This window comes from Helicobacter pylori SA221C (genome assembly GCF_000476855.1).
Lineage (GTDB): Bacteria > Campylobacterota > Campylobacteria > Campylobacterales > Helicobacteraceae > Helicobacter > Helicobacter pylori_DK.
The window spans coordinates 40,588-58,712 of sequence record NZ_CBPT010000003.1 but is presented as its reverse complement, the minus strand read 5'-3'; the positions used below and the strand labels follow the sequence as shown (position 1 = coordinate 58,712).

Sequence of the window (18,125 nt, the reverse complement as noted above, 5' to 3'; positions counted from 1 at the left end):
ATGTTAATGCCAAAAAGAACAAAATACAGAAAGCAAATGAAAGGGCGCAATCGTGGGAAAGCCCATCGTGGTAACTCTATTGCGTTTGGGGATATTGCGATTAAAGCCATAGAGCATGGGAGGATTGATTCACGCCAGATTGAATCCGCAAGGGTGGCCATGACAAGGCACATTAAAAGAGCGGGTAAGGTGTGGATTAGAGTGTTTCCCGATAAGCCTTTGACCGCTAAACCTTTAGAAACCAGGATGGGTAAAGGTAAAGGCTCTGTGGAAAAATGGGTGATGAATATCAAGCCGGGCAGAATCGTTTATGAAATGCTAGGCATTGAAGAAGGACTAGCGAGAGAAGCCTTAGCGTTAGCTCAGAGCAAACTTCCTTTTAAAACCAAAATTGTAACTTGTGAGAGCGAAAATGAAATATACTGAATTGAAAGATAAAAGTATCAAGGAATTAGAAGAGTTGTTGCATGCTAAAAAGGCGGAGCTTTTTGAGTTGCGCGTTAAGTTAAAGACCATGCAATTGAGTAATCCTAACGAGATTAAGAAAGCCAGAAGAAATATCGCTCGCATTAACACGGCCATTAATGCGCATTATTCTTCTAGCGTTGAGTAAAAAAGGGTAAGCAATGAATACGAAAGAGCCGCATAAAAGGCTGGTGCAAGGCAAGGTTATCAGCAAGTTTGCTGAAAAAAGCGCTGTGATTCTTGTGGAAAGGAAAGTGGTGCATGAAAAATACCGCAAGATTGTTAAAAAGTTCAAAAAATACACCATCCATGATGAAAACAATCAGGTGAAAGTAGGGGATTTTGTGAGCGCGATTGAGTGCAGACCGCTTTCTAAAACCAAGTCCTTCACGCTTAAAGAAATTTTAGTAGTGGGAGTATAAGCATGATACAGAGTTTTACGAGATTGAATGTCGCTGACAATAGCGGCGCGAAAGAAATCATGTGCATTAAGGTGTTAGGAGGTAGCCACAAACGCTATGCGAGCGTGGGTAGCGTGATTGTGGCTTCCGTGAAAAAAGCCATCCCTAATGGTAAGGTGAAACGAGGCCAGGTGGTGAAAGCCGTTGTGGTGAGAACGAAAAAAGAAATCCAAAGGAAAAATGGTTCTTTGGTGCGTTTTGATGACAATGCAGCGGTGATTTTGGACGCTAAAAAAGATCCGGTTGGCACAAGGATTTTTGGGCCAGTGAGCCGAGAAGTGCGTTACGCTAATTTCATGAAAATTATTTCTCTAGCGCCGGAGGTTGTATAATGAAAAGCGAAATCAAAAAAAATGACATGGTGAAAGTCATTGCAGGAGACGATAAGGGTAAGGTCGCTAAGGTTTTAGCGGTGTTGCCTAAGACTTCTCAAGTGGTTGTTGAAGGGTGTAAAGTGGTGAAAAAAGCGATTAAACCTACTGATGATAACCCTAAAGGGGGCTTTATCCATAAAGAAAAGCCCATGCACATTTCCAATGTGAAGAAAGCCTAAGGAGTTGGATACATGTTTGGTTTGAAACAATTTTATCAAAATGAAGTGAGAACAAAACTCGCTCAAGAATTAGACATCAAAAACCCCATGCTTTTACCCAAGCTAGAAAAAATCGTTATCAGCGTGGGCGCTGGGGCTTATGCAAAAGACATGAAAATCATGCAAAATATCGCGCAAACGATCTCTTTGATTGCAGGGCAAAAGGCAGTTATCACTAAAGCGAAAAAATCCGTTGCAGGCTTTAAGATCAGAGAAGGCATGGCGGTAGGGGCGAAAGTTACCTTAAGGAATAAACGCATGTATAATTTCTTAGAAAAGCTGATTGTGATTTCGTTACCCAGGGTGAAAGACTTTAGAGGGATTTCACGGAATGGTTTTGATGGGCGCGGGAATTACACCTTTGGGATCAATGAGCAGTTGATTTTCCCGGAAGTGGTTTATGATGATATTATGGTCAGTCATGGCATGAACATCACTATGGTAACTTCTACAGACAACGATAAAGAAGCGTTCAAGTTGTTAGAATTGCTTGGATTGCCTTTTGCAAAAGTGAGATAAGGGGTTAATATGGCTAAAAAATCAATGATAGCAAAGACTCAAAGGAAACCAAAATTTCAAGTAAGAGCCTATACCAGATGCCGCATTTGTGGGAGATCTCATTCGGTGTATAGGGATTTTGGACTTTGTAGGGTGTGCCTAAGAAAAATGGGCAGTGAGGGACTCATCCCAGGCTTGAGAAAAGCCAGTTGGTAAGGATAAGATATGGTAAATGATATAATTGCAGATTCATTAACTCGTTTGAGAAACGCTTCTATGCGCCGCTTAGAATTCACACAGCTTTATTACGCAAAGATCGTGGTTTCTATTTTAGAGATTTTTAAAGAAAAAGGTTTCATTAAAGATTTCAATGTCAAAGATAAAGACAAGAAACAATCGGTTTATGTGCAATTGGCTTATGATGAAAAAGGGCATTCAAAAATCAGCGAAGTGAAGCGCTTAAGCAAGCCCGGTCGTCGTGTGTATAAGCAAAAAAACGAGTTGAAGCGCTTTAAAAATGGCTATGGCGTGATTGTGGTAAGCACTTCTAAAGGGGTGATCACCAACGAAGAAGCTTACAGACAAAATGTCGGTGGCGAAGTGCTTTGCAGCATTTGGTAAAGGATTGAAAATGTCAAGAATTGGGAAAAGAATCATTGAAATTCCAAGCTCTGTGCAAGCGAGCGTGGAAGGGAGCAAGCTTCTTTTTAAAAACAGCAAAGAAAAGCATGAGCTAGAAACTCACAACCGCGTGAAAATCACGCTTGAAAACAACCAATTGAGCTTCCAGCCTGTGGGCGAAGACGCGCAGTCTAGGGCTTATTGGGGGACTTATGGGGCGTTAGCCAACAACATTGTAACAGGCTTAAGCACTGGATTTAGTAAGACTTTAGAAGTCAATGGCGTGGGCTATAAGGTGGCTTTGGGCAATAAAACTTTGGATTTGAGTTTGGGTTTTAGCCACCCAGTGAAATACCCCATTCCAGCAGGGATTGAAATGGTGGTGGAAAAAAACACAATCACTATCAAAGGGAGCGATAAGCAAAAAGTAGGGCAAGTCGCCGCTGAAATCAGGAGCTTCAGACCCCCAGAGCCATACAAGGGCAAGGGCGTGAAATACAGCAATGAAGTCATTATTAGAAAAGCTGGTAAAACAGCTAAAAAATAAATAAGGTGGAGTGATGAACGCGAAAGCATTGTATAAAAAGAAAGCCTTAAGGGATCGCCGAAAATTAAGGATTAAAAGCAAACTCTTGGGCGATAATTTAAGACCTAGGGTGAGCGTTTTTCGTTCGAATCGCTATTTCTATGCGCAAGCGATTGATGATGTTAAGCAAAGCACCATAACGCATATTGACGGCAGAAAAATGGGCTTTAAAAACACGCAAGAAGACGCTAAAAAATTAGGCGCTCTCTTTGCTGAAGAATTGAAAAAAGCAGGGATTGAGCGAGCGGTTTATGACAGGAATGGTTATCTCTATCATGGCGTGGTGGCAGCGTTTGCCGAAAGCTTGAGAGAGAACGGGATCGCTCTATGACAGAAAGGAAAGGTATGGAAGAGATTAACAGAGAAGAGTTTCAAGAAGTCGTTGTGAATATTGGCCGTGTAACCAAAGTGGTTAAGGGCGGTAGGCGGTTTCGTTTTAACGCTTTAGTGGTTGTGGGCAATAAAAACGGGCTTGTAGGCTTTGGCTTAGGCAAGGCTAAGGAAGTCCCTGATGCGATTAAAAAAGCGGTAGATGATGCGTTTAAAAACCTGATCCATGTAACGATTAAAGGCACGACTATCGCTCATGATATTGAGCATAAATACAACGCAAGCCGTATTTTACTCAAACCGGCAAGTGAGGGAACGGGAGTGATTGCTGGGGGTTCAACGCGCCCTATCGTGGAATTAGCAGGCATTAAGGATATTCTCACCAAATCTTTAGGCTCCAACAACCCCTATAATGTGGTGCGCGCGACTTTTGACGCTTTAGCAAAAATCAAGGCGTAGTTAAAAAGGATATGATAATGGGATTAGAAAATTTAAAACCGGCTAAAGGTAGCGTTAAAAAAATCAAACGAGTGGGCCGTGGTCAAGGAAGCGGCATGGGAAAAACGGCCACAAGAGGCGGTAAAGGCCAAACCGCAAGGACAGGCTATAAGGCTAAAAGAGGCTTTGAAGGGGGGCAGCAACCCTTACAACGCCGTTTGCCTAAAATAGGTTTTAGGACTAAAGATTCTCATATCTATTCTATCAATGTGGAAAAGAATGAAGCGATTAAAAATTTAGAAGAAATCACTTTTTCAAGCTTGCGCGCTTTACACCATTTCCCCCTTTATATTGAAGGCGTGAAATTGATCGGTAAAGACGCTAAAAACCTAGCTTCTAAAATTAAAGATGAGAGAATCAAAACAAGCGGGCAGAAGTAATGCCCCTATCAGCTTGATTGGAGAGGAATAAGTTAATATGAATAAAGCTATTGCTAGTAAGATACTCATCACTTTGGGTTTTTTATTTCTCTACAGAGTCTTAGCTTATATCCCCATTCCTGGCGTAGATTTAGCAGCGATCAAGGCTTTTTTTGACAGCAACTCCAACAACGCTTTGGGGTTGTTTAACATGTTTAGCGGGAATGCGGTTTCTCGCTTGAGCATCATCTCTTTGGGTATCATGCCCTATATCACTTCTTCAATCATCATGGAGCTTTTGAGTGCGACTTTCCCTAACCTGGCTAAAATGAAAAAAGAGCGAGACGGCATGCAAAAATACATGCAAATTGTGCGCTATTTGACCATTTTAATCACCCTAATCCAAGCGGTGAGCGTTTCAGTGGGGTTAAGGAGCATTAGCGGAGGAGCCAATGGAGCGATCATGATTGATATGCAAGTCTTTATGATCGTTTCAGCGTTTTCTATGCTTACAGGGACGATGTTGCTCATGTGGATAGGGGAGCAAATCACGCAAAGGGGCGTGGGGAATGGGATCAGTCTCATTATTTTTGCCGGGATTGTTTCAGGGATCCCATCGGCTATTTCAGGCACATTCAACTTGATCAATACGGGCGTGATCAATATCTTAATGCTCATTGGTATTGTGCTGATTGTTTTAGCGACTATTTTTGCGATTATCTATGTGGAATTAGCTGAGCGCAGAATCCCTATTTCTTATGCGCGTAAAGTGGTGATGCAAAACCAAAACAAGCGCATCATGAATTACATTCCCATTAAGTTGAATTTAAGCGGGGTGATCCCCCCTATTTTCGCTTCAGCTCTGCTCGTGTTCCCTTCTACGATCTTACAGCAAGCCACAAGCAACAAAACCTTGCAAGCGATTGCGGATTTTTTAAGCCCGCAAGGGTATGCGTATAATATTTTGATGTTCCTACTCATTATCTTTTTTGCTTACTTTTATTCTTCTATCGTGTTCAATTCTAAGGATATTGCGGATAATTTGAGGCGTAATGGCGGGTATATTCCAGGGCTTAGGCCTGGAGAGGGGACTTCATCATTTTTAAATTCTGTAGCGAGTAAGCTCACTTTGTGGGGTTCATTGTATTTAGCGCTCATTTCTACCGTGCCTTGGATTTTGGTTAAGGCTATGGGCGTGCCTTTTTACTTTGGAGGCACGGCAGTGCTGATTGTGGTTCAGGTCGCTATTGACACCATGAAAAAGATTGAAGCGCAAATTTATATGAGCAAGTATAAAACTTTAAGCGCGGTAGGCTTTTAATGGCAATCTCTATTAAAAGCCCAAAAGAAATCAAAGCTCTAAGAAAAGCTGGGGAATTAACCGCTCAAACGTTAGCCCTTTTAGAGCGAGAAGTAAGGCCTGGGGTTTCACTTTTAGAGCTGGATAAAATGGCTGAAGATTTTATCAAATCCTCTCACGCCAGGCCTGCTTTTAAAGGACTCTATGGTTTCCCTAATTCTGTGTGCATGTCCTTAAATGAGGTGGTTATCCATGGCATTCCTACGGATTATGTTTTACAAGAAGGGGATATTATAGGCTTGGATTTGGGGGTGGAGGTGGATGGCTATTATGGCGATTCAGCCCTCACGCTTCCCATAGGCGCGATAAGCCCGCAAGATGAAAAATTGCTCGCTTGCTCTAAAGAGAGTTTGATGCATGCCATTAACTCCATTAGAGTGGGCATGCATTTTAAAGAGTTGAGTCAAATTTTAGAGGGCGCTATTACAGAAAGGGGCTTTGTGCCTTTGAAAGGATTTTGCGGGCATGGCATTGGTAAAAAACCCCATGAAGAGCCAGAAATCCCCAACTACCTAGAAAAAGGCGTCAAAGCTAATAGCGGTCCTAAAATCAAAGAGGGCATGGTATTTTGCTTAGAGCCTATGGTGTGTCAAAAACAAGGCGAGCCTAAAATACTAGCGGATAAGTGGAGCGTGGTTTCAGTGGATGGGCTTAACACAAGCCACCATGAGCATACTATCGCCATAGTTGGCAATAAAGCAGTGATTCTTACGGAGCGTTAATGGCAAGAGATGATGTTATAGAAGTGGATGGGAAAGTGATTGAGGCGTTGCCTAACGCCACTTTTAAGGTGGAGTTAGACAATAAGCATGTGGTGTTGTGCCGTATTTCTGGAAAGATGCGCATGCACTATATTAGGATTGCTTTAGGCGATAGGGTCAAGCTAGAGCTTACGCCCTATAGCTTAGACAAGGGTCGGATAACTTTTAGATATAAATGAATTTAAGGGTTATTTCAATGAAAATATGTTAGTATAAAAGTTTTTAATAGTGCCTAATTTTTTCAAAGGAGAAAAATCATGAAAGTCAGGCCATCAGTGAAAAAGATGTGCGATAAGTGCAAGATTATTAAAAGAAGGGGCGTTATTAGAGTGATCTGCGTTACCCCTAAACACAAACAAAGACAAGGATAAAGCATGGCAAGGATTGCTGGTGTGGATTTACCAAAAAAGAAGAGAGTAGAGTATGCCCTTACCTATATTTATGGGATTGGGCTTAAGAGTTCTAGAGAGATTTTAGAAGCGGTGGGCATTTCTTTTGACAAGCGCGTGCATGAATTGAGCGAAGATGAAGTGTCTAGTATCGCTAAAAAAATCCAACAAAGCTACTTAGTAGAGGGCGATTTGCGTAAAAAAGTTCAAATGGATATTAAATCCTTAATGGACTTAGGGAATTATCGTGGGATCAGGCATCGTAAGGGTCTTCCTGTAAGAGGCCAAACCACTAAAAATAACGCTAGGACTCGTAAGGGTAAGAAAAAAACCGTGGGTAGCAAGTAGCAAATAAGGAGATGATGATTTAATGGCTAAGAGAAATGCAGCGACTAAAAAGAAAGTAGTCAAAAAGAATATTGCTAGGGGGGTTGTTTATATTTCAGCGACTTTCAATAACACCAACATCACTATCACTGATGAAATGGGCAATGTGATTTGCTGGAGCACGGCGGGCGGTTTAGGGTTTAAAGGCTCTAAAAAATCCACCCCTTATGCAGCCCAACAAGCCGTAGAAAGCGCTTTAAGCAAGGCTAAAGAGCATGGCGTTAAAGAAGTGGGCATTAAGGTTCAAGGGCCAGGTAGTGGGCGTGAGACTGCTATTAAGAGCGTGGGTGCAACTGAGGGCGTTAAAGTGCTTTGGATTAAAGACATCACTCCGCTCCCTCATAATGGTTGCAGACCCCCTAAAAGAAGAAGAGTGTAAGGAGGCTTTATGGCAAGGTATAGAGGTGCAGTAGAAAGACTAGAAAGGCGTTTTGGGGTTTCTCTAGCTTTAAAGGGTGAAAGGCGATTGAGCGGTAAGAGTGCGCTAGATAAAAGGGCTTATGGGCCAGGCCAGCATGGGCAAAGACGCGCTAAGACTTCTGATTACGGGTTGCAATTGAAAGAAAAGCAAAAAGCCAAAATGATGTATGGCATTTCTGAAAAGCAATTCAGGAGTATTTTTGTGGAGGCCAATCGTTTGGATGGCAATACGGGTGAAAACCTTATCCGCTTGATTGAAAGAAGATTGGATAATGTCGTTTATCGCATGGGGTTTGCGACCACTAGAAGCTCTGCTAGGCAATTAGTAACGCATGGGCATGTGCTTGTAGATGGTAAGCGTTTGGATATTCCCTCTTATTTCGTGCGTTCAGGGCAAAAAATTGAGATCAAAGAAAAAACCAAGAGCAACCCGCAAGTGGTGCGCGCGATGGAATTGACGGCTCAAACAGGGATTGTGCCATGGATTGATGTGGAAAAAGATAAAAAATACGGCATCTTCACCCGCTACCCTGAAAGAGAAGAAGTGGTTGTCCCTATTGAAGAAAGACTCATTGTAGAATTGTATTCTAAGTAAGGGGTTAGAGCATGAAAGTTATCAAAACAGCACCTTTGATCCCATCAGAAATTAAGGTGCTAGAGAAAGAGGGCAATCGGGTTAAGATTTCTCTGGCTCCATTTGAGTTTGGTTACGCTGTTACGCTCGCTCATCCTATTAGAAGGCTCTTGCTTTTAAGCTCGGTGGGGTATGCTCCTATAGGTTTAAAAATTGAAGGCGTTCATCATGAGTTTGATTCATTAAGAGGCGTTACTGAAGATGTGTCGCTTTTTATCATGAATTTAAAGAATATCCGTTTTATAGCCAAGGCGTTAGTAGGGCAGGATAGCTCTTTAGAAAACCAATCGGTTGTGGTGGATTATTCTTTTAAAGGACCTATGGAGCTTAGGGCTAGGGATTTAAATTCTGAGCATATAGAAATCGTCAATCCTGAAATGCCCCTAGCCACGATCAACGAAGACGCTCAATTGAATTTTTCGCTCATCATTTATAAAGGAATGGGGTATGTCCCAAGCGAAATCACAAGAGAGTTGATGCCTGAGGGCTACATGCCACTAGATGGCTCTTTCACGCCGATTAAAAATGTGGTTTATGAAATTGAAAATGTTTTGGTTGAGGGCGATCCTAACTATGAAAAAATCATCTTTGATATTGAAACAGACGGGCAAATTGACCCTTATAAAGCGTTTTTATCAGCGGTGAAAGTGATGAGCAAGCAACTAGGCGTTTTTGGTGAAAAACCCATTGCTAACACGGAGTATTCAGGCGATTACGCCCAAAGAGATGACGCTAAAGATTTGAGCGCTAAGATTGAAAGCATGAATTTGAGCGCTAGGTGTTTTAATTGCTTGGATAAAATCGGCATCAAGTATGTGGGCGAACTCGTTTTAATGAGCGAAGAAGAGCTTAAGGGCGTGAAAAACATGGGCAAAAAATCCTATGATGAAATCGCTGAAAAATTGAGTGATTTGGGCTATCCTGTAGGCACAGAATTAAGCCCTGAACAAAGAGAGAGTTTGAAAAAAAGATTAGAAAAATTAGAAGATAAAGGAGGCAATGACTGATGAGACACAAACACGGATACCGCAAGCTTGGGAGAACCAGCTCGCACAGGAAGGCATTATTAAAGAATTTAGCGATCGCTTTGATTGAGCATAATAAAATTGAAACCGGGATTTATAAAGCTAAGGAATTGCGCAGCTACATTGAGAAATTAACGACAGCGGCTCGTGTGGGTGATTTTAACGCGCACCGCCATGTTTTTGCCTATTTGCAAAACAAAGAAGCCACCCATAAGCTTGTTACTGAAATCGCACCCAAATACGCGCAAAGGAATGGCGGATACACCAGAATCCAACGCACCACCTTTAGAAGAGGGGACGCTTCCACTCTAGCCACCATTGAATTTGTGTGAAATGCGATGAACCCACTGACTGAGTTTTAGTCTTGGTTGGTGGTTATCGCCTTTTATATTGCTTTAAAAATTGGCTAAACCGCCAATCATCAAGATTAAAACAACGATTTGATCACCGCTTGCAATTAAAACATCCTAATTAACAATCTTTACCACCATTTTTATCCATCAAACATGACAAATTTTTGCAACTCATGTTTAAATAGCTTTTATCTTTATTTATTTCAAAAAATCGTTTTTTTTTTTTATATAATTTTCAAATGATTAAGATGTTTTTTAATTTTGTTATTATATAATCAAGATCAAAATTTAATTTCAAGGAGTTTTTAGCATGAATTGGCTAAAAGGTTGTAGTGTGAGTGTGTGTGCATTAATGCTTATTGTGGGGTGTGCGAATAATCCCAGTCATAGCGGATCTTTTAGGTCGTCTAAGGTAAAAGTTAAAAAAAATGAAGATGGTTTTAACAAGTTTGAACAAGCTTATTATAATAAAGATTTTAAGAGCGCTTCTGAAATTTCACAGAATTTGATTGAGACTGACAAGCATCAGCATGATACTCTTTTATGGAAATTGCAAAGCGGAGTGAATGCGTTTGAGATGAATGATTACAAGCAGTCTATCACAAATTTAGAGGATGTGAATACGAGCTTTGACAATAAATTCAAAGAGGGGGCGACTGCGGGCGGCAAGGTGTTGGCTTCTACGCTAGGCAATGAAAAGAATATCCCTTATAGAGGGAATGTGTATGAATGGGTGTTGGCTAACTACTATTTAGCGCTAGATTATGCGTTTTTAAATGACATGGATAAGGCTAGGGTGTTCTTTAATCAAACGGCTGAACGCCAAAGAAGAGCCAAAGACTATTTTGCTAAAGAGATCGCAAAAGAGCAAGAAAATATCAAAAAACAAGAAGAAGAAGCTAAATCTAAGTCTAAAGGCAAAAAGGAAGTTTCTGCTCAACTTTTAGGCTCTCTTAATGGTTTAACAGACAAATACAAAAGTTTAGAATTGATGAAAGGCTATGAGAATTTTTCTAACCCTTTAGTGAATTATGTTTCAGGGATATTCTATCTTTTAAACAATGACAAAGGTAAGGCTGAAGGGTATTTGAAAGAAGCGTTTGCAATAAGCCATTCTAAGGTTGTGGGCGAAGATTTAGCAGGCGTGAATAAAGCAAGGAATACAAAAACCACTTGGGTGATTGTTGAAGATGGCGAACAGCCTCTATTAGAAGAAGTGGCTGATAAGGACTTGTATTTTGCGATGCCTTATTTAAAAGATGGAGGCAAGGGGACTGATTTCAAGCAAAAATATAGCCTTAATGGTAAAGATTTAGAAGTTTTGAGTAACTTTAATGAGGTCATCAAAGCCGAATTCAACCACAAGCTCCCTAGCATCACGGCGAGAGCGATTAGTGCGGCTGTGACTAAAAACCTTTTATCAAGAGGGGTTGAAGCGGCAGGTAAGGCTACTGAGATGGCTTCAGGTAGCGCTGCAGGTCAGATGGTTGGCATGGGGTTAAAAATGTCTGGTAAAGCTATGAAAATGGTTAATGCTAGTACCACGCAAGCAGACACCAGAAGCTCAAGCGTGTTCCCTAATAAAATTTATGCCGCTAAATTAAAAGCGAGCGATTCTGGAGTCTTAAACGCTGATGGTATGAAATTATTGGATCTAAATTCTACAAAATGTGAAAAAACAGATGCACAAAATGGTAAAATTTGCAGTAACACTAATAACATTGTGTTTATTAGGACTTTGAAAACAGGAATAAGCGTCTCTGTTTTAAACTTAAAGTAGGAGTTTTATTTTTTATATTAAACTGCTTTGGATTTTAGCCGATGTAGGGTTGATTTGGTGGCTTTGTGGTGGTTTTGTTAAAAGTATTATAGTTGAAATCTCCTATCTTGTTTAGCCATACAAGGTTCAATAAGATTTTTTACCCCTAACAAGACCACACAAAGCAAGACTGAATCCATCTTTTTGCCCCAACAAAACCCATTCATAAAAACTTTTGATACACCAACACCACAGATTTAGGCACAGAGCTAAGGCTAAAAAAATGATCGGTGGCTTCATTGAGCGATCCAGAAAAGAGCGTTTTTAAACGCAAGTCTTTTAAGGGGTATTTGAGATTTTTAGAAGTGAATTTGGCTTCAAAATCCAAGCTAAAAAGCGAGATTTGCTCCCCTTTAAAACTAGGCAAAATAAAAGGGGTTTCTAGAACCTTAAAACAACCATAATCGCTTATAGCTTGGAGTTTTTGGCAAAATTTAAAATATTCAAACAATAAAAAAGTGTTCGCTAGAGCGTGGTCTTCTCGCTTGCCATTCAGCCCTAAAAAAATAAAATCATCATAGCCTTTATTTAAAGCGTAAAAAAAGGCTTTGGATAAATCGTTGCTGTTTTGCTCGCTCACGCATATGGGGCGATACAAGGCTTTCAAATGCGAATCAATGCTATCTAGGTCGCCTATAACCACGCTGGGTTTGAAATGGAATGCATGCAAAGACGCAACAGCCCCATCGCATGCGATTAAAAAGGGGGCGTTTTTTAAAAGGTCTAAGCATCTTTTGGATTTAGGAAATTCCCCATTGGCTAAAATCACTGCTTGCATGACTTGTTCCAGCGCTTAAAATAATACATGCCAATAAAAAGGTATAGAATCGTTGTGAAGAGTTGCACCAAGCTCTCTGTAGAAATTTGGAAAATACAAAACCACACGATAATGGATACGATATTCCCCAAAGTTACTAGTGCATAATTCTCCACATAGCGCAAAACCTGTAAAATAAAAGCAATAATAAACATGACAAAATTAAAACTCTCTGCCCATAAAAAATTCGTTTTAATCTCTTTGAAAAACAAAGCGCTCGCATAAGTTAAAACCCCTACGCCTAAAACGAGAATAAAACGCCAATTTTTGGGAAGTTTTTGAGCCTTGATAACGCCCTCATGCTGCTCTGTCTTTTTCCATGCGAACAGCCCATAAATTGTTACCGGCATATACAAAAAAAGGCATAAAATCACATCGGCGTTTAATTTCCATTGATAAGCGACATAAGCGTAACTCAAATTATAAACAAGACCAAATATAAAGCAAATCGTTTGCCTTTCTCCGGCAAAAAACGCATACAAAACCCCGCTAAGCCCTGCTAGTAGGTTGATAAACGAGCCTTTGACAAGGATGTTAGTGATGGTTAAAAACACGCAAGCGAGAATGAGCGTGGCGTAAAATCGTTTGGATAGTTGGGTGGTTATTAACATAATTATTCCTTACGCAAGAATTACCTTGACAAGTTCTACGGGTTTGATCTCAGCCTTTTAAAAACTTGAGCGTTTTAAAAAGCACCCCTTAAATGCTCCTTATTGTAACACAAATCAGTGAGAACGCGCTTTAAAGTTTCTTTAATTTTTTTACTCCCCTCTCCATTTAATTGCATTTGGGTTAAATCACCACCCTAATTTAGCGCAAAGCCTACAACAAATCCCAAAACACACAAAAAAGCCAAGCATAACCAAACCCTCTATAAGGAAGGTGCTAGGGTGCCCACAATACGCCGAGATCTCATGGATAGCGGCAATAAAGGGCATCGTTAAAAGCATCACATAAAAATCCCTTAGTCTTGATCCTAACACAGCGTCATGAAACGCGCCAAAAAACCTAGCCTTAAAAATGGCTTTCAAAAACTTGGGGTATTCTACTTGTAAGGATTTATAACAATCCCTACCTCGTGGGTCAAATAAAAGGTTAGACAACAAAGTCGCTATTAAAAGCGTTAGCCATGCGTAATAGCTATCTTTAGGGTTAAAAAGGATATCGCCTTGGCTCCAAGGAAATGTAGACAGACATCCCGCATAGACTATGGCCACTGCCCATTGATATTCCCAATCGCTCAAACGCTTTTTGATGTTCATGCTCTCTTCTTTCTCCCCCAAAACTACCTATCATACACGAAATGACGATCATAGGTGGGTTCTCTTGGGGCTTGCGGTTCTCTATCAACGCCACGGATATAATCTTCTACCCTATCACCTATTTCACGACCAAATTCTCTCCCTACTCCACCACCAAAAGCTCCACCAATGCGACCACCCCAAGTGCTACCAGCAGGACCAAGAACGGCTTCACCCACTGCACCTCCGACAGCTACTCCCATTGCACCACCCACTGCACCCCCAACAGCTCCTCCTAAAAATCTGCCTAATTCACCCCTTGCCTCTATTTTAGGACTAGCTACAGCCACATTAACCATTGCACCGCACAAAACCACTACACAACTGAATGTTCTTAATCCACTCATAACAAATCCTTTCATAAAATGGAGATTCAAGGCATGTTTGGCACACCTTGATAAGAATATTTATACCACAACCCTATTAAAAGCATTGTTACAGATCAGCGAAATATCACAAAAAAGATAAGTAGATGTTTTGTTTATACACAAATTACAGGATTAAAGTAAATCATTAGTTTTATGGTTTTAGCATTTTTTAAGCGTTTTAGAGCGTTAAGTTTCAAGCATTAAAGCCTTTAATTGCGTTTTTACACCAACCGCTTAAAAATTGAACGCCTGTTTTGAATATATTAGACGCTTTTTTATTTTTATGCTAAACTATTCTGAGTTTTGGTCGATATGACTTCATACAGAGGTTAAACCAATCATAAATAGTAGGGTTAATTCCATCTCGCTCTGTAATAGGTTTGAAACCATGCATCTAAGATTGACTCCTATCTTGTAAGTGCCATACTGCAAGTTCCCATAATAAAAACTTCTAAAAATCAAAACCTACAGAGCGAGATGGAATTAACCTTTTATGATTGCAAAGGATAGCCAATCTTAAACAACCAATACAAGCCCTATAATATCATTAATCGCTATTCAAAATCACAGATATTTTAATACAGCGTTCAATTTTTGAAAACAAGAGCCCACTCACAAATCTTTTTAACAACAAATTTTTATACCATGTTGCGGGCTTTCGTGTTAGAATGCGTTGAATGGATTTTAGGAGTGTAAAAATGCAAGTTTCACAATATCTGTATCAAAACGCGCAATCTATTTGGGGGGATTGTATTTCCCATCCGTTCGTTCAAGGCATAGGGCGTGGGAATTTAGAAAGAGATAAATTTCGTTTTTATATTATTCAGGATTATTTGTTTCTTTTAGAATACGCTAAGGTGTTTGCTTTGGGCGTAGTTAAAGCTTATGATGAAGCGGTGATGAGGGAGTTTTCTAACGCTATACAAGATATTTTGAATAACGAGATGAGTATCCATAACCATTACATTAGAGAACTTCAAATCACTCAAAAAGAATTGCAAAACGCACGCCCCACTCTAGCGAATAAATCCTATACAAGCTACATGCTCGCTGAAGGGTTTAAGGGCTCTATCAAAGAAGTTGCGGCGGCTGTTCTATCCTGTGGTTGGAGCTATTTAGTGATCGCACAAAATTTAAGCCAAATCCCCAACGCTTTAGAACATGCCTTTTATGGGCATTGGATTAAGGGCTATAGTTCCAAAGAATTTCAAGCGTGCGTAAATTGGAATATCAATTTGCTTGATTCTCTCACCCTCACTTCTTCAAAACAAGAAATTGAAAAATTAAAGGAGATTTTTATCACTACAAGCGAATACGAATATCTGTTTTGGGATATGGCGTATCAAAGTTGAATAAAGGTTTTTGTGCCGTTAGAAAAACGCAAGAGAAGAAAATATCTATCTCTTGCAAAACGATTATTGAGCGTAAGCTTCTAGTTTAAGCTCAATTTTTACCTCATCTCCAACAACAGCATCGCTAAAGGTTTTACCGATACCAAAATCCTTGCGGTTGATTTTGCCTTCAGCTTGTAGCACCATGAATTCTTTTTTATTCATGGGGTTTTGTAAGGGGGCTTGGATTTTGGCTTCCAATACGACAGGCTTGGTTACGCCACGAAGAGTCAAATCCCCATGGATTTTACCATCTTCGTATTTGGTCATTTTAAAGCTCCCTTTGGGGTATTTCATGGCATCAAAAAACTCTGCTGTCCTTAAGTGGTCGTCTCTTTTTTTGTTCCTGGTGTTAATGCTTTTAATATCAATTTTGCCTTCAAAAACATTGAGAGCCTTGGTATTAGGATCGGCATCAATTTTGCCATCAAAACTATCAAACACGCCTCTTGTTTCATTGAATTTGAAGTGTTTGACCTCAAACCACACGCTAGAGTTTGCCTTATCAATCGTATAAGGTTTTGCAAACGCCAGACTAACGCCCAAAAGGGTGAACATTAACGCTTTTTTCATTGTTTCCTCACTTCATTTTGAATTAAAAACGCCAACTATACAACAAATTGGTTAATGGTAAAATACTCCTAATCATCTGTTTTAAGGTATAATACAAAAAATCCCCATTAGGTAGGTGTTGTTATGATAAAAAAGACCCTTGCATCAGTTTTATTAGGATTGAGTTTGATGAGTGTTTTAAATGCCAAAGAATGCGTTTCGCCCCTAACAAGAAGCGTTAAGTATCATCAGCAAAGCGCTGAGATCAGAGCCTTGCAATTGCAAAGTTACAAAATGGCGAAAATGGCGCTAGACAATAACCTCAAGCTCGTTAAAGACAAAAAGCCAGCCGTCATCTTGGATTTAGATGAAACCGTTTTAAACACTTTTGATTATGCGGGCTATTTAGTCAAAAATTGCATCAAATACACCCCAGAAACTTGGGATAAATTTGAAAAAGAAGGCTCTCTTACGCTCATTCCTGGAGCACTAGACTTTTTAGAATACGCTAATTCTAAGGGCGTTAAGATTTTTTACATTTCTAACCGCACGCAAAAAAATAAGGCATTCACTTTAAAAACGCTCAAAAGTTTTAAACTCCCCCAAGTGAGTGAAGAATCCGTTTTATTAAAAGAAAAAGGCAAGCCTAAAGCCGTTAGGCGAGAGTTAGTCGCTAAGGATTATGCGATTGTTTTGCAAGTGGGCGATACTTTGCATGATTTTGACGCACTTTTTGCTAAAGACGCTAAAAACAGCCAAGAACAACGAACTAAAGTCTTGCAAAACGCTCAAAAATTCGGCACAGAGTGGATCATTTTACCCAACTCTCTTTATGGCACATGGGAAGATGAGCCTATAAAAGCATGGCAGAATAAAAAATAAAATTTATCCATTGCATAAGAACGATTTTTGCTAACATGACAAGAAATTTGATCTCTTAGGCGGAGTTATGGATTTTGTAGGGTTTGAAGATTTAAAATGCAAAGATAAAGAAAACTCTCAAAAAGTTTTTGTGATCCGTAACGACAAGTTAGGCGATTTTATTTTAGTCATACCCGCTTTAATCGCTCTAAAGCAAGCTTTTTTAGAAAAAGGCAAAGAAGTGTATTTGGGCGTGGTTGTGCCTAGCTATACCACCCCAATCGCTTTAGAATTCCCTTTCATTGATGAAGTCATTATAGAAGACAACCATTTGAGCGCTACTCTCAAAAATAAATCCATTGACGCTCTTATCTTTTTATTTTCTAATTTTAAAAACGCCAGACTCGCTTTTAGTTTGAGGAAATTTATTCCTTATATCCTAGCCCCAAAGACTAAAATCTATTCTTGGCTTTATCAAAAGAGCGTGCGCCAAAGCCGATCGCTGTGTTTAAAAACCGAATACGAATACAATTTGGATCTCATCCATGTGTTTTGTAAAGATCATAATCTCCCTAACGCTCCACTTAAAAAAATCGCATGGAAGCTTAAAGACAAATCCAAAGAGCGATCCATCATTGCTTCAAAACTCAACGCTGATGTTGGTTTGTTGTGGATTGGCGTGCATATGCATAGCGGAGGCAGTTCGCCTGTATTGCCTGCTTCGCATTTCATTAAACTGACTGATTTTTTACACAAAAATTTGAGTTGTGAGATCATTCTTGTTTGCGGGCCAGGCGAGAGAAAAGCCACAGAAGAACTCCTTAAAAAAGTCCCTTTCGCCCACCTCTATGATACGAGCCATAGTTTAGTGGATTTAGCCAAATTGTGCGCGAATTTAAGCGTCTATATCGGGAACGCTTCAGGCCCTTTGCATGTGAACGCTTTGTTTGACAACCAATCTATCGGGTTTTATCCTAACGAACTCAGCGCTTCTATTGCCAGATGGCGGCCTTTTAATGAGCGTTTTTTAGGCATCACCCCGCCTAATGGCTCAAACGATATGGGTTTGATTGACATCAAAAAAGAAAGCGAGAATATTATTGAATTTATCGCACCCAATCTTTCTTGCCGCACACAAGAAAGATAACGACAGCAAACACCACACAAGCAACCTTAACAACGCTCAAAATCTTAATCTGATTAAAGTGGTTTTTCGCATTCCTAATTAAAATTTCTAATTTCTTCATAAATTGAGCCTTGAAAATCCAATTTGAGTT

Annotated in this window: 30 protein-coding genes and 1 riboswitch; of the genes, 25 read left to right on the top strand and 5 right to left on the bottom strand. The window is 40.0% G+C overall.

Features of this window, described 5'->3' with window-relative positions; translation table 11 throughout:
• The 22 genes from rplP (at position 1) to QU01_RS02805 (ending at position 11,519) form a co-directional block, all read left to right on the top strand.
• Positions 1-426, top strand: a complete 426-nt coding sequence (rplP, locus tag QU01_RS02910; protein WP_000928961.1) for a 50S ribosomal protein L16 — start codon at positions 1-3, stop codon at positions 424-426.
• Entirely contained in the window at positions 413-613 is a 201-nt protein-coding gene (gene rpmC / locus QU01_RS02905) for a 50S ribosomal protein L29 (RefSeq protein ID WP_000877894.1), read from the top strand. Before rplP ends, rpmC begins: the two co-directional genes overlap by 14 nt.
• Positions 614-626: 13 nt before the next feature.
• On the top strand, positions 627-887 hold the full coding sequence (rpsQ, locus tag QU01_RS02900) for a 30S ribosomal protein S17 (RefSeq protein ID WP_001092746.1): 261 nt from the start codon (positions 627-629) through the stop codon (positions 885-887).
• Positions 888-889: 2 nt separating this feature from the next.
• Entirely contained in the window at positions 890-1,258 is a 369-nt protein-coding gene (gene rplN, locus QU01_RS02895) for a 50S ribosomal protein L14 (RefSeq protein WP_000616110.1), read from the top strand.
• Complete coding sequence (gene rplX, locus QU01_RS02890) at positions 1,258-1,479, top strand: 50S ribosomal protein L24 (RefSeq protein ID WP_000834238.1); 222 nt, start codon at positions 1,258-1,260, stop codon at positions 1,477-1,479. The genes rplN and rplX overlap by 1 nt, the downstream gene beginning before the upstream one ends.
• Before the next feature lie 12 nt (positions 1,480-1,491).
• Complete coding sequence (gene rplE, locus QU01_RS02885; protein ID WP_000467392.1) at positions 1,492-2,037, top strand: 50S ribosomal protein L5; 546 nt, start codon at positions 1,492-1,494, stop codon at positions 2,035-2,037.
• Positions 2,038-2,046: 9 nt separating this feature from the next.
• Complete coding sequence (locus QU01_RS02880) at positions 2,047-2,232, top strand: type Z 30S ribosomal protein S14 (protein ID WP_033762018.1); 186 nt, start codon at positions 2,047-2,049, stop codon at positions 2,230-2,232.
• Between the two features lie 9 nt (positions 2,233-2,241).
• A complete protein-coding gene (gene rpsH, locus QU01_RS02875; RefSeq protein WP_000245805.1) occupies positions 2,242-2,637 on the top strand; it encodes a 30S ribosomal protein S8 in 396 nt (131 codons plus the stop codon).
• Positions 2,638-2,647: 10 nt separating this feature from the next.
• Positions 2,648-3,184, top strand: a complete 537-nt coding sequence (gene rplF / locus QU01_RS02870; RefSeq protein ID WP_000086604.1) for a 50S ribosomal protein L6 — start codon at positions 2,648-2,650, stop codon at positions 3,182-3,184.
• 13 nt (positions 3,185-3,197) lie between these two features.
• Complete coding sequence (gene rplR / locus QU01_RS02865; RefSeq protein WP_000991872.1) at positions 3,198-3,554, top strand: 50S ribosomal protein L18; 357 nt, start codon at positions 3,198-3,200, stop codon at positions 3,552-3,554.
• A gap of 14 nt (positions 3,555-3,568) precedes the next feature.
• Entirely contained in the window at positions 3,569-4,012 is a 444-nt protein-coding gene (rpsE, locus tag QU01_RS02860; RefSeq protein WP_001860543.1) for a 30S ribosomal protein S5, read from the top strand.
• A 17-nt stretch (positions 4,013-4,029) separates the two neighbouring features.
• Positions 4,030-4,431 (top strand): 50S ribosomal protein L15, encoded by a 402-nt coding sequence (gene rplO, locus QU01_RS02855; protein WP_000522167.1) that lies wholly within the window; start codon positions 4,030-4,032, stop codon positions 4,429-4,431.
• Positions 4,432-4,468: 37 nt separating this feature from the next.
• Entirely contained in the window at positions 4,469-5,731 is a 1,263-nt protein-coding gene (secY, locus tag QU01_RS02850) for a preprotein translocase subunit SecY (protein ID WP_033762021.1), read from the top strand.
• Positions 5,731-6,492, top strand: a complete 762-nt coding sequence (gene map / locus QU01_RS02845; RefSeq protein WP_033762023.1) for a type I methionyl aminopeptidase — start codon at positions 5,731-5,733, stop codon at positions 6,490-6,492. The genes secY and map overlap by 1 nt, the downstream gene beginning before the upstream one ends.
• Positions 6,492-6,710, top strand: a complete 219-nt coding sequence (gene infA / locus QU01_RS02840) for a translation initiation factor IF-1 (protein ID WP_000090248.1) — start codon at positions 6,492-6,494, stop codon at positions 6,708-6,710. Before map ends, infA begins: the two co-directional genes overlap by 1 nt.
• A 78-nt stretch (positions 6,711-6,788) precedes the next feature.
• The gene (gene rpmJ, locus QU01_RS02835) at positions 6,789-6,902 is read left to right on the top strand and encodes a 50S ribosomal protein L36 (protein ID WP_014660296.1); all 114 of its coding nucleotides are present in this window, start codon (positions 6,789-6,791) and stop codon (positions 6,900-6,902) included.
• 3 nt (positions 6,903-6,905) lie between these two features.
• Entirely contained in the window at positions 6,906-7,268 is a 363-nt protein-coding gene (gene rpsM, locus QU01_RS02830) for a 30S ribosomal protein S13 (protein WP_000090809.1), read from the top strand.
• Positions 7,269-7,290: 22 nt separating this feature from the next.
• Positions 7,291-7,686, top strand: a complete 396-nt coding sequence (gene rpsK / locus QU01_RS02825; RefSeq protein WP_020972900.1) for a 30S ribosomal protein S11 — start codon at positions 7,291-7,293, stop codon at positions 7,684-7,686.
• 9 nt (positions 7,687-7,695) lie between these two features.
• Entirely contained in the window at positions 7,696-8,322 is a 627-nt protein-coding gene (gene rpsD, locus QU01_RS02820; RefSeq protein WP_000135247.1) for a 30S ribosomal protein S4, read from the top strand.
• Positions 8,323-8,333: 11 nt separating this feature from the next.
• Positions 8,334-9,368: a DNA-directed RNA polymerase subunit alpha gene (locus QU01_RS02815; RefSeq protein WP_033745907.1), complete on the top strand. Its 1,035-nt coding sequence runs from the start codon at positions 8,334-8,336 to the stop codon at positions 9,366-9,368.
• Complete coding sequence (rplQ, locus tag QU01_RS02810) at positions 9,368-9,718, top strand: 50S ribosomal protein L17 (RefSeq protein ID WP_001216119.1); 351 nt, start codon at positions 9,368-9,370, stop codon at positions 9,716-9,718. The genes QU01_RS02815 and rplQ overlap by 1 nt, the downstream gene beginning before the upstream one ends.
• Positions 9,719-10,049: 331 nt before the next feature.
• Positions 10,050-11,519, top strand: coding sequence for a hypothetical protein (locus QU01_RS02805; protein WP_033762025.1), 1,470 nt, complete (start codon positions 10,050-10,052; stop codon positions 11,517-11,519).
• A gap of 202 nt (positions 11,520-11,721) precedes the next feature.
• Here the strand turns inward: QU01_RS02805 and QU01_RS02800 are convergent, their stop codons facing one another.
• The 4 genes from QU01_RS02800 to QU01_RS02785 all read right to left on the bottom strand — a co-directional run bounded on the left by QU01_RS02800 (position 11,722) and on the right by QU01_RS02785 (position 14,038).
• Entirely contained in the window at positions 11,722-12,336 is a 615-nt protein-coding gene (locus tag QU01_RS02800; RefSeq protein ID WP_033762028.1) for a thiamine diphosphokinase, read from the bottom strand.
• The gene (pnuC, locus tag QU01_RS02795) at positions 12,324-12,986 is read right to left on the bottom strand and encodes a nicotinamide riboside transporter PnuC (RefSeq protein ID WP_033762031.1); all 663 of its coding nucleotides are present in this window, start codon (positions 12,984-12,986) and stop codon (positions 12,324-12,326) included. The genes QU01_RS02800 and pnuC overlap by 13 nt, the downstream gene beginning before the upstream one ends.
• A riboswitch (TPP riboswitch) is annotated at positions 12,975-13,085 on the bottom strand. It overlaps the preceding gene by 12 nt.
• Before the next feature lie 87 nt (positions 13,086-13,172).
• Positions 13,173-13,637: a hypothetical protein gene (locus tag QU01_RS02790; RefSeq protein WP_033762118.1), complete on the bottom strand. Its 465-nt coding sequence runs from the start codon at positions 13,635-13,637 to the stop codon at positions 13,173-13,175.
• A 23-nt stretch (positions 13,638-13,660) separates the two neighbouring features.
• Complete coding sequence (locus QU01_RS02785; RefSeq protein WP_080248340.1) at positions 13,661-14,038, bottom strand: pantothenate kinase; 378 nt, start codon at positions 14,036-14,038, stop codon at positions 13,661-13,663.
• A gap of 704 nt (positions 14,039-14,742) precedes the next feature.
• Between QU01_RS02785 and tenA the strand changes: the two genes are divergently transcribed.
• A complete protein-coding gene (gene tenA, locus QU01_RS02780) occupies positions 14,743-15,396 on the top strand; it encodes a thiaminase II (RefSeq protein ID WP_033762037.1) in 654 nt (217 codons plus the stop codon).
• 63 nt (positions 15,397-15,459) lie between these two features.
• On the opposite strand, the gene QU01_RS02775 is transcribed toward tenA, so the two are convergent.
• Positions 15,460-16,008 carry a YceI family protein gene (locus tag QU01_RS02775; protein ID WP_000709825.1) on the bottom strand — a complete coding sequence of 183 codons (549 nt, stop codon included), beginning with the start codon at positions 16,006-16,008 and terminating at the stop codon, positions 15,460-15,462.
• Positions 16,009-16,131: 123 nt separating this feature from the next.
• On the opposite strand from QU01_RS02775, the gene QU01_RS02770 reads away from it, so the two are divergent.
• On the top strand, positions 16,132-16,869 hold the full coding sequence (locus QU01_RS02770; RefSeq protein WP_033762040.1) for a 5'-nucleotidase, lipoprotein e(P4) family: 738 nt from the start codon (positions 16,132-16,134) through the stop codon (positions 16,867-16,869).
• Between the two features lie 67 nt (positions 16,870-16,936).
• Complete coding sequence (locus QU01_RS02765; protein WP_033762043.1) at positions 16,937-17,995, top strand: glycosyltransferase family 9 protein; 1,059 nt, start codon at positions 16,937-16,939, stop codon at positions 17,993-17,995.
• Positions 17,996-18,125: the final 130 nt, after the last annotated feature.

Excerpts from the sequence above, each read along its gene's own strand:
- rplX (WP_000834238.1), top strand. The coding sequence starts at position 1,258 with ATGAAAAGCGAAATCAAAAAAAATGACATGGTGAAAGTCATTGCAGGA.
- QU01_RS02880 (WP_033762018.1), top strand. The coding sequence starts at position 2,047 with ATGGCTAAAAAATCAATGATAGCAAAGACTCAAAGGAAACCAAAATTT.
- QU01_RS02800 (WP_033762028.1), bottom strand. The coding sequence starts at position 12,336 with ATGCAAGCAGTGATTTTAGCCAATGGGGAATTTCCTAAATCCAAAAGA.
- map (WP_033762023.1), top strand. The coding sequence starts at position 5,731 with ATGGCAATCTCTATTAAAAGCCCAAAAGAAATCAAAGCTCTAAGAAAA.
- rpsQ (WP_001092746.1), top strand. The coding sequence starts at position 627 with ATGAATACGAAAGAGCCGCATAAAAGGCTGGTGCAAGGCAAGGTTATC.
- QU01_RS02775 (WP_000709825.1), bottom strand. The coding sequence starts at position 16,008 with ATGAAAAAAGCGTTAATGTTCACCCTTTTGGGCGTTAGTCTGGCGTTT.
- infA (WP_000090248.1), top strand. The coding sequence starts at position 6,492 with ATGGCAAGAGATGATGTTATAGAAGTGGATGGGAAAGTGATTGAGGCG.
- rpsH (WP_000245805.1), top strand. The coding sequence starts at position 2,242 with ATGGTAAATGATATAATTGCAGATTCATTAACTCGTTTGAGAAACGCT.
- rplO (WP_000522167.1), top strand. The coding sequence starts at position 4,030 with ATGGGATTAGAAAATTTAAAACCGGCTAAAGGTAGCGTTAAAAAAATC.
- rplE (WP_000467392.1), top strand. The coding sequence starts at position 1,492 with ATGTTTGGTTTGAAACAATTTTATCAAAATGAAGTGAGAACAAAACTC.
- rpsK (WP_020972900.1), top strand. The coding sequence starts at position 7,291 with ATGGCTAAGAGAAATGCAGCGACTAAAAAGAAAGTAGTCAAAAAGAAT.
- secY (WP_033762021.1), top strand. The coding sequence starts at position 4,469 with ATGAATAAAGCTATTGCTAGTAAGATACTCATCACTTTGGGTTTTTTA.
- rpsD (WP_000135247.1), top strand. The coding sequence starts at position 7,696 with ATGGCAAGGTATAGAGGTGCAGTAGAAAGACTAGAAAGGCGTTTTGGG.
- rpmJ (WP_014660296.1), top strand. The coding sequence starts at position 6,789 with ATGAAAGTCAGGCCATCAGTGAAAAAGATGTGCGATAAGTGCAAGATT.
- rpsM (WP_000090809.1), top strand. The coding sequence starts at position 6,906 with ATGGCAAGGATTGCTGGTGTGGATTTACCAAAAAAGAAGAGAGTAGAG.
- pnuC (WP_033762031.1), bottom strand. The coding sequence starts at position 12,986 with ATGTTAATAACCACCCAACTATCCAAACGATTTTACGCCACGCTCATT.
- tenA (WP_033762037.1), top strand. The coding sequence starts at position 14,743 with ATGCAAGTTTCACAATATCTGTATCAAAACGCGCAATCTATTTGGGGG.
- QU01_RS02815 (WP_033745907.1), top strand. The coding sequence starts at position 8,334 with ATGAAAGTTATCAAAACAGCACCTTTGATCCCATCAGAAATTAAGGTG.
- rplR (WP_000991872.1), top strand. The coding sequence starts at position 3,198 with ATGAACGCGAAAGCATTGTATAAAAAGAAAGCCTTAAGGGATCGCCGA.
- rpsE (WP_001860543.1), top strand. The coding sequence starts at position 3,569 with ATGGAAGAGATTAACAGAGAAGAGTTTCAAGAAGTCGTTGTGAATATT.
- QU01_RS02790 (WP_033762118.1), bottom strand. The coding sequence starts at position 13,637 with ATGAACATCAAAAAGCGTTTGAGCGATTGGGAATATCAATGGGCAGTG.
- rplF (WP_000086604.1), top strand. The coding sequence starts at position 2,648 with ATGTCAAGAATTGGGAAAAGAATCATTGAAATTCCAAGCTCTGTGCAA.
- rplN (WP_000616110.1), top strand. The coding sequence starts at position 890 with ATGATACAGAGTTTTACGAGATTGAATGTCGCTGACAATAGCGGCGCG.
- rplQ (WP_001216119.1), top strand. The coding sequence starts at position 9,368 with ATGAGACACAAACACGGATACCGCAAGCTTGGGAGAACCAGCTCGCAC.
- QU01_RS02785 (WP_080248340.1), bottom strand. The coding sequence starts at position 14,038 with ATGAAAGGATTTGTTATGAGTGGATTAAGAACATTCAGTTGTGTAGTG.
- rpmC (WP_000877894.1), top strand. The coding sequence starts at position 413 with ATGAAATATACTGAATTGAAAGATAAAAGTATCAAGGAATTAGAAGAG.
- QU01_RS02765 (WP_033762043.1), top strand. The coding sequence starts at position 16,937 with ATGGATTTTGTAGGGTTTGAAGATTTAAAATGCAAAGATAAAGAAAAC.
- rplP (WP_000928961.1), top strand. The coding sequence starts at position 1 with ATGTTAATGCCAAAAAGAACAAAATACAGAAAGCAAATGAAAGGGCGC.
- QU01_RS02805 (WP_033762025.1), top strand. The coding sequence starts at position 10,050 with ATGAATTGGCTAAAAGGTTGTAGTGTGAGTGTGTGTGCATTAATGCTT.
- QU01_RS02770 (WP_033762040.1), top strand. The coding sequence starts at position 16,132 with ATGATAAAAAAGACCCTTGCATCAGTTTTATTAGGATTGAGTTTGATG.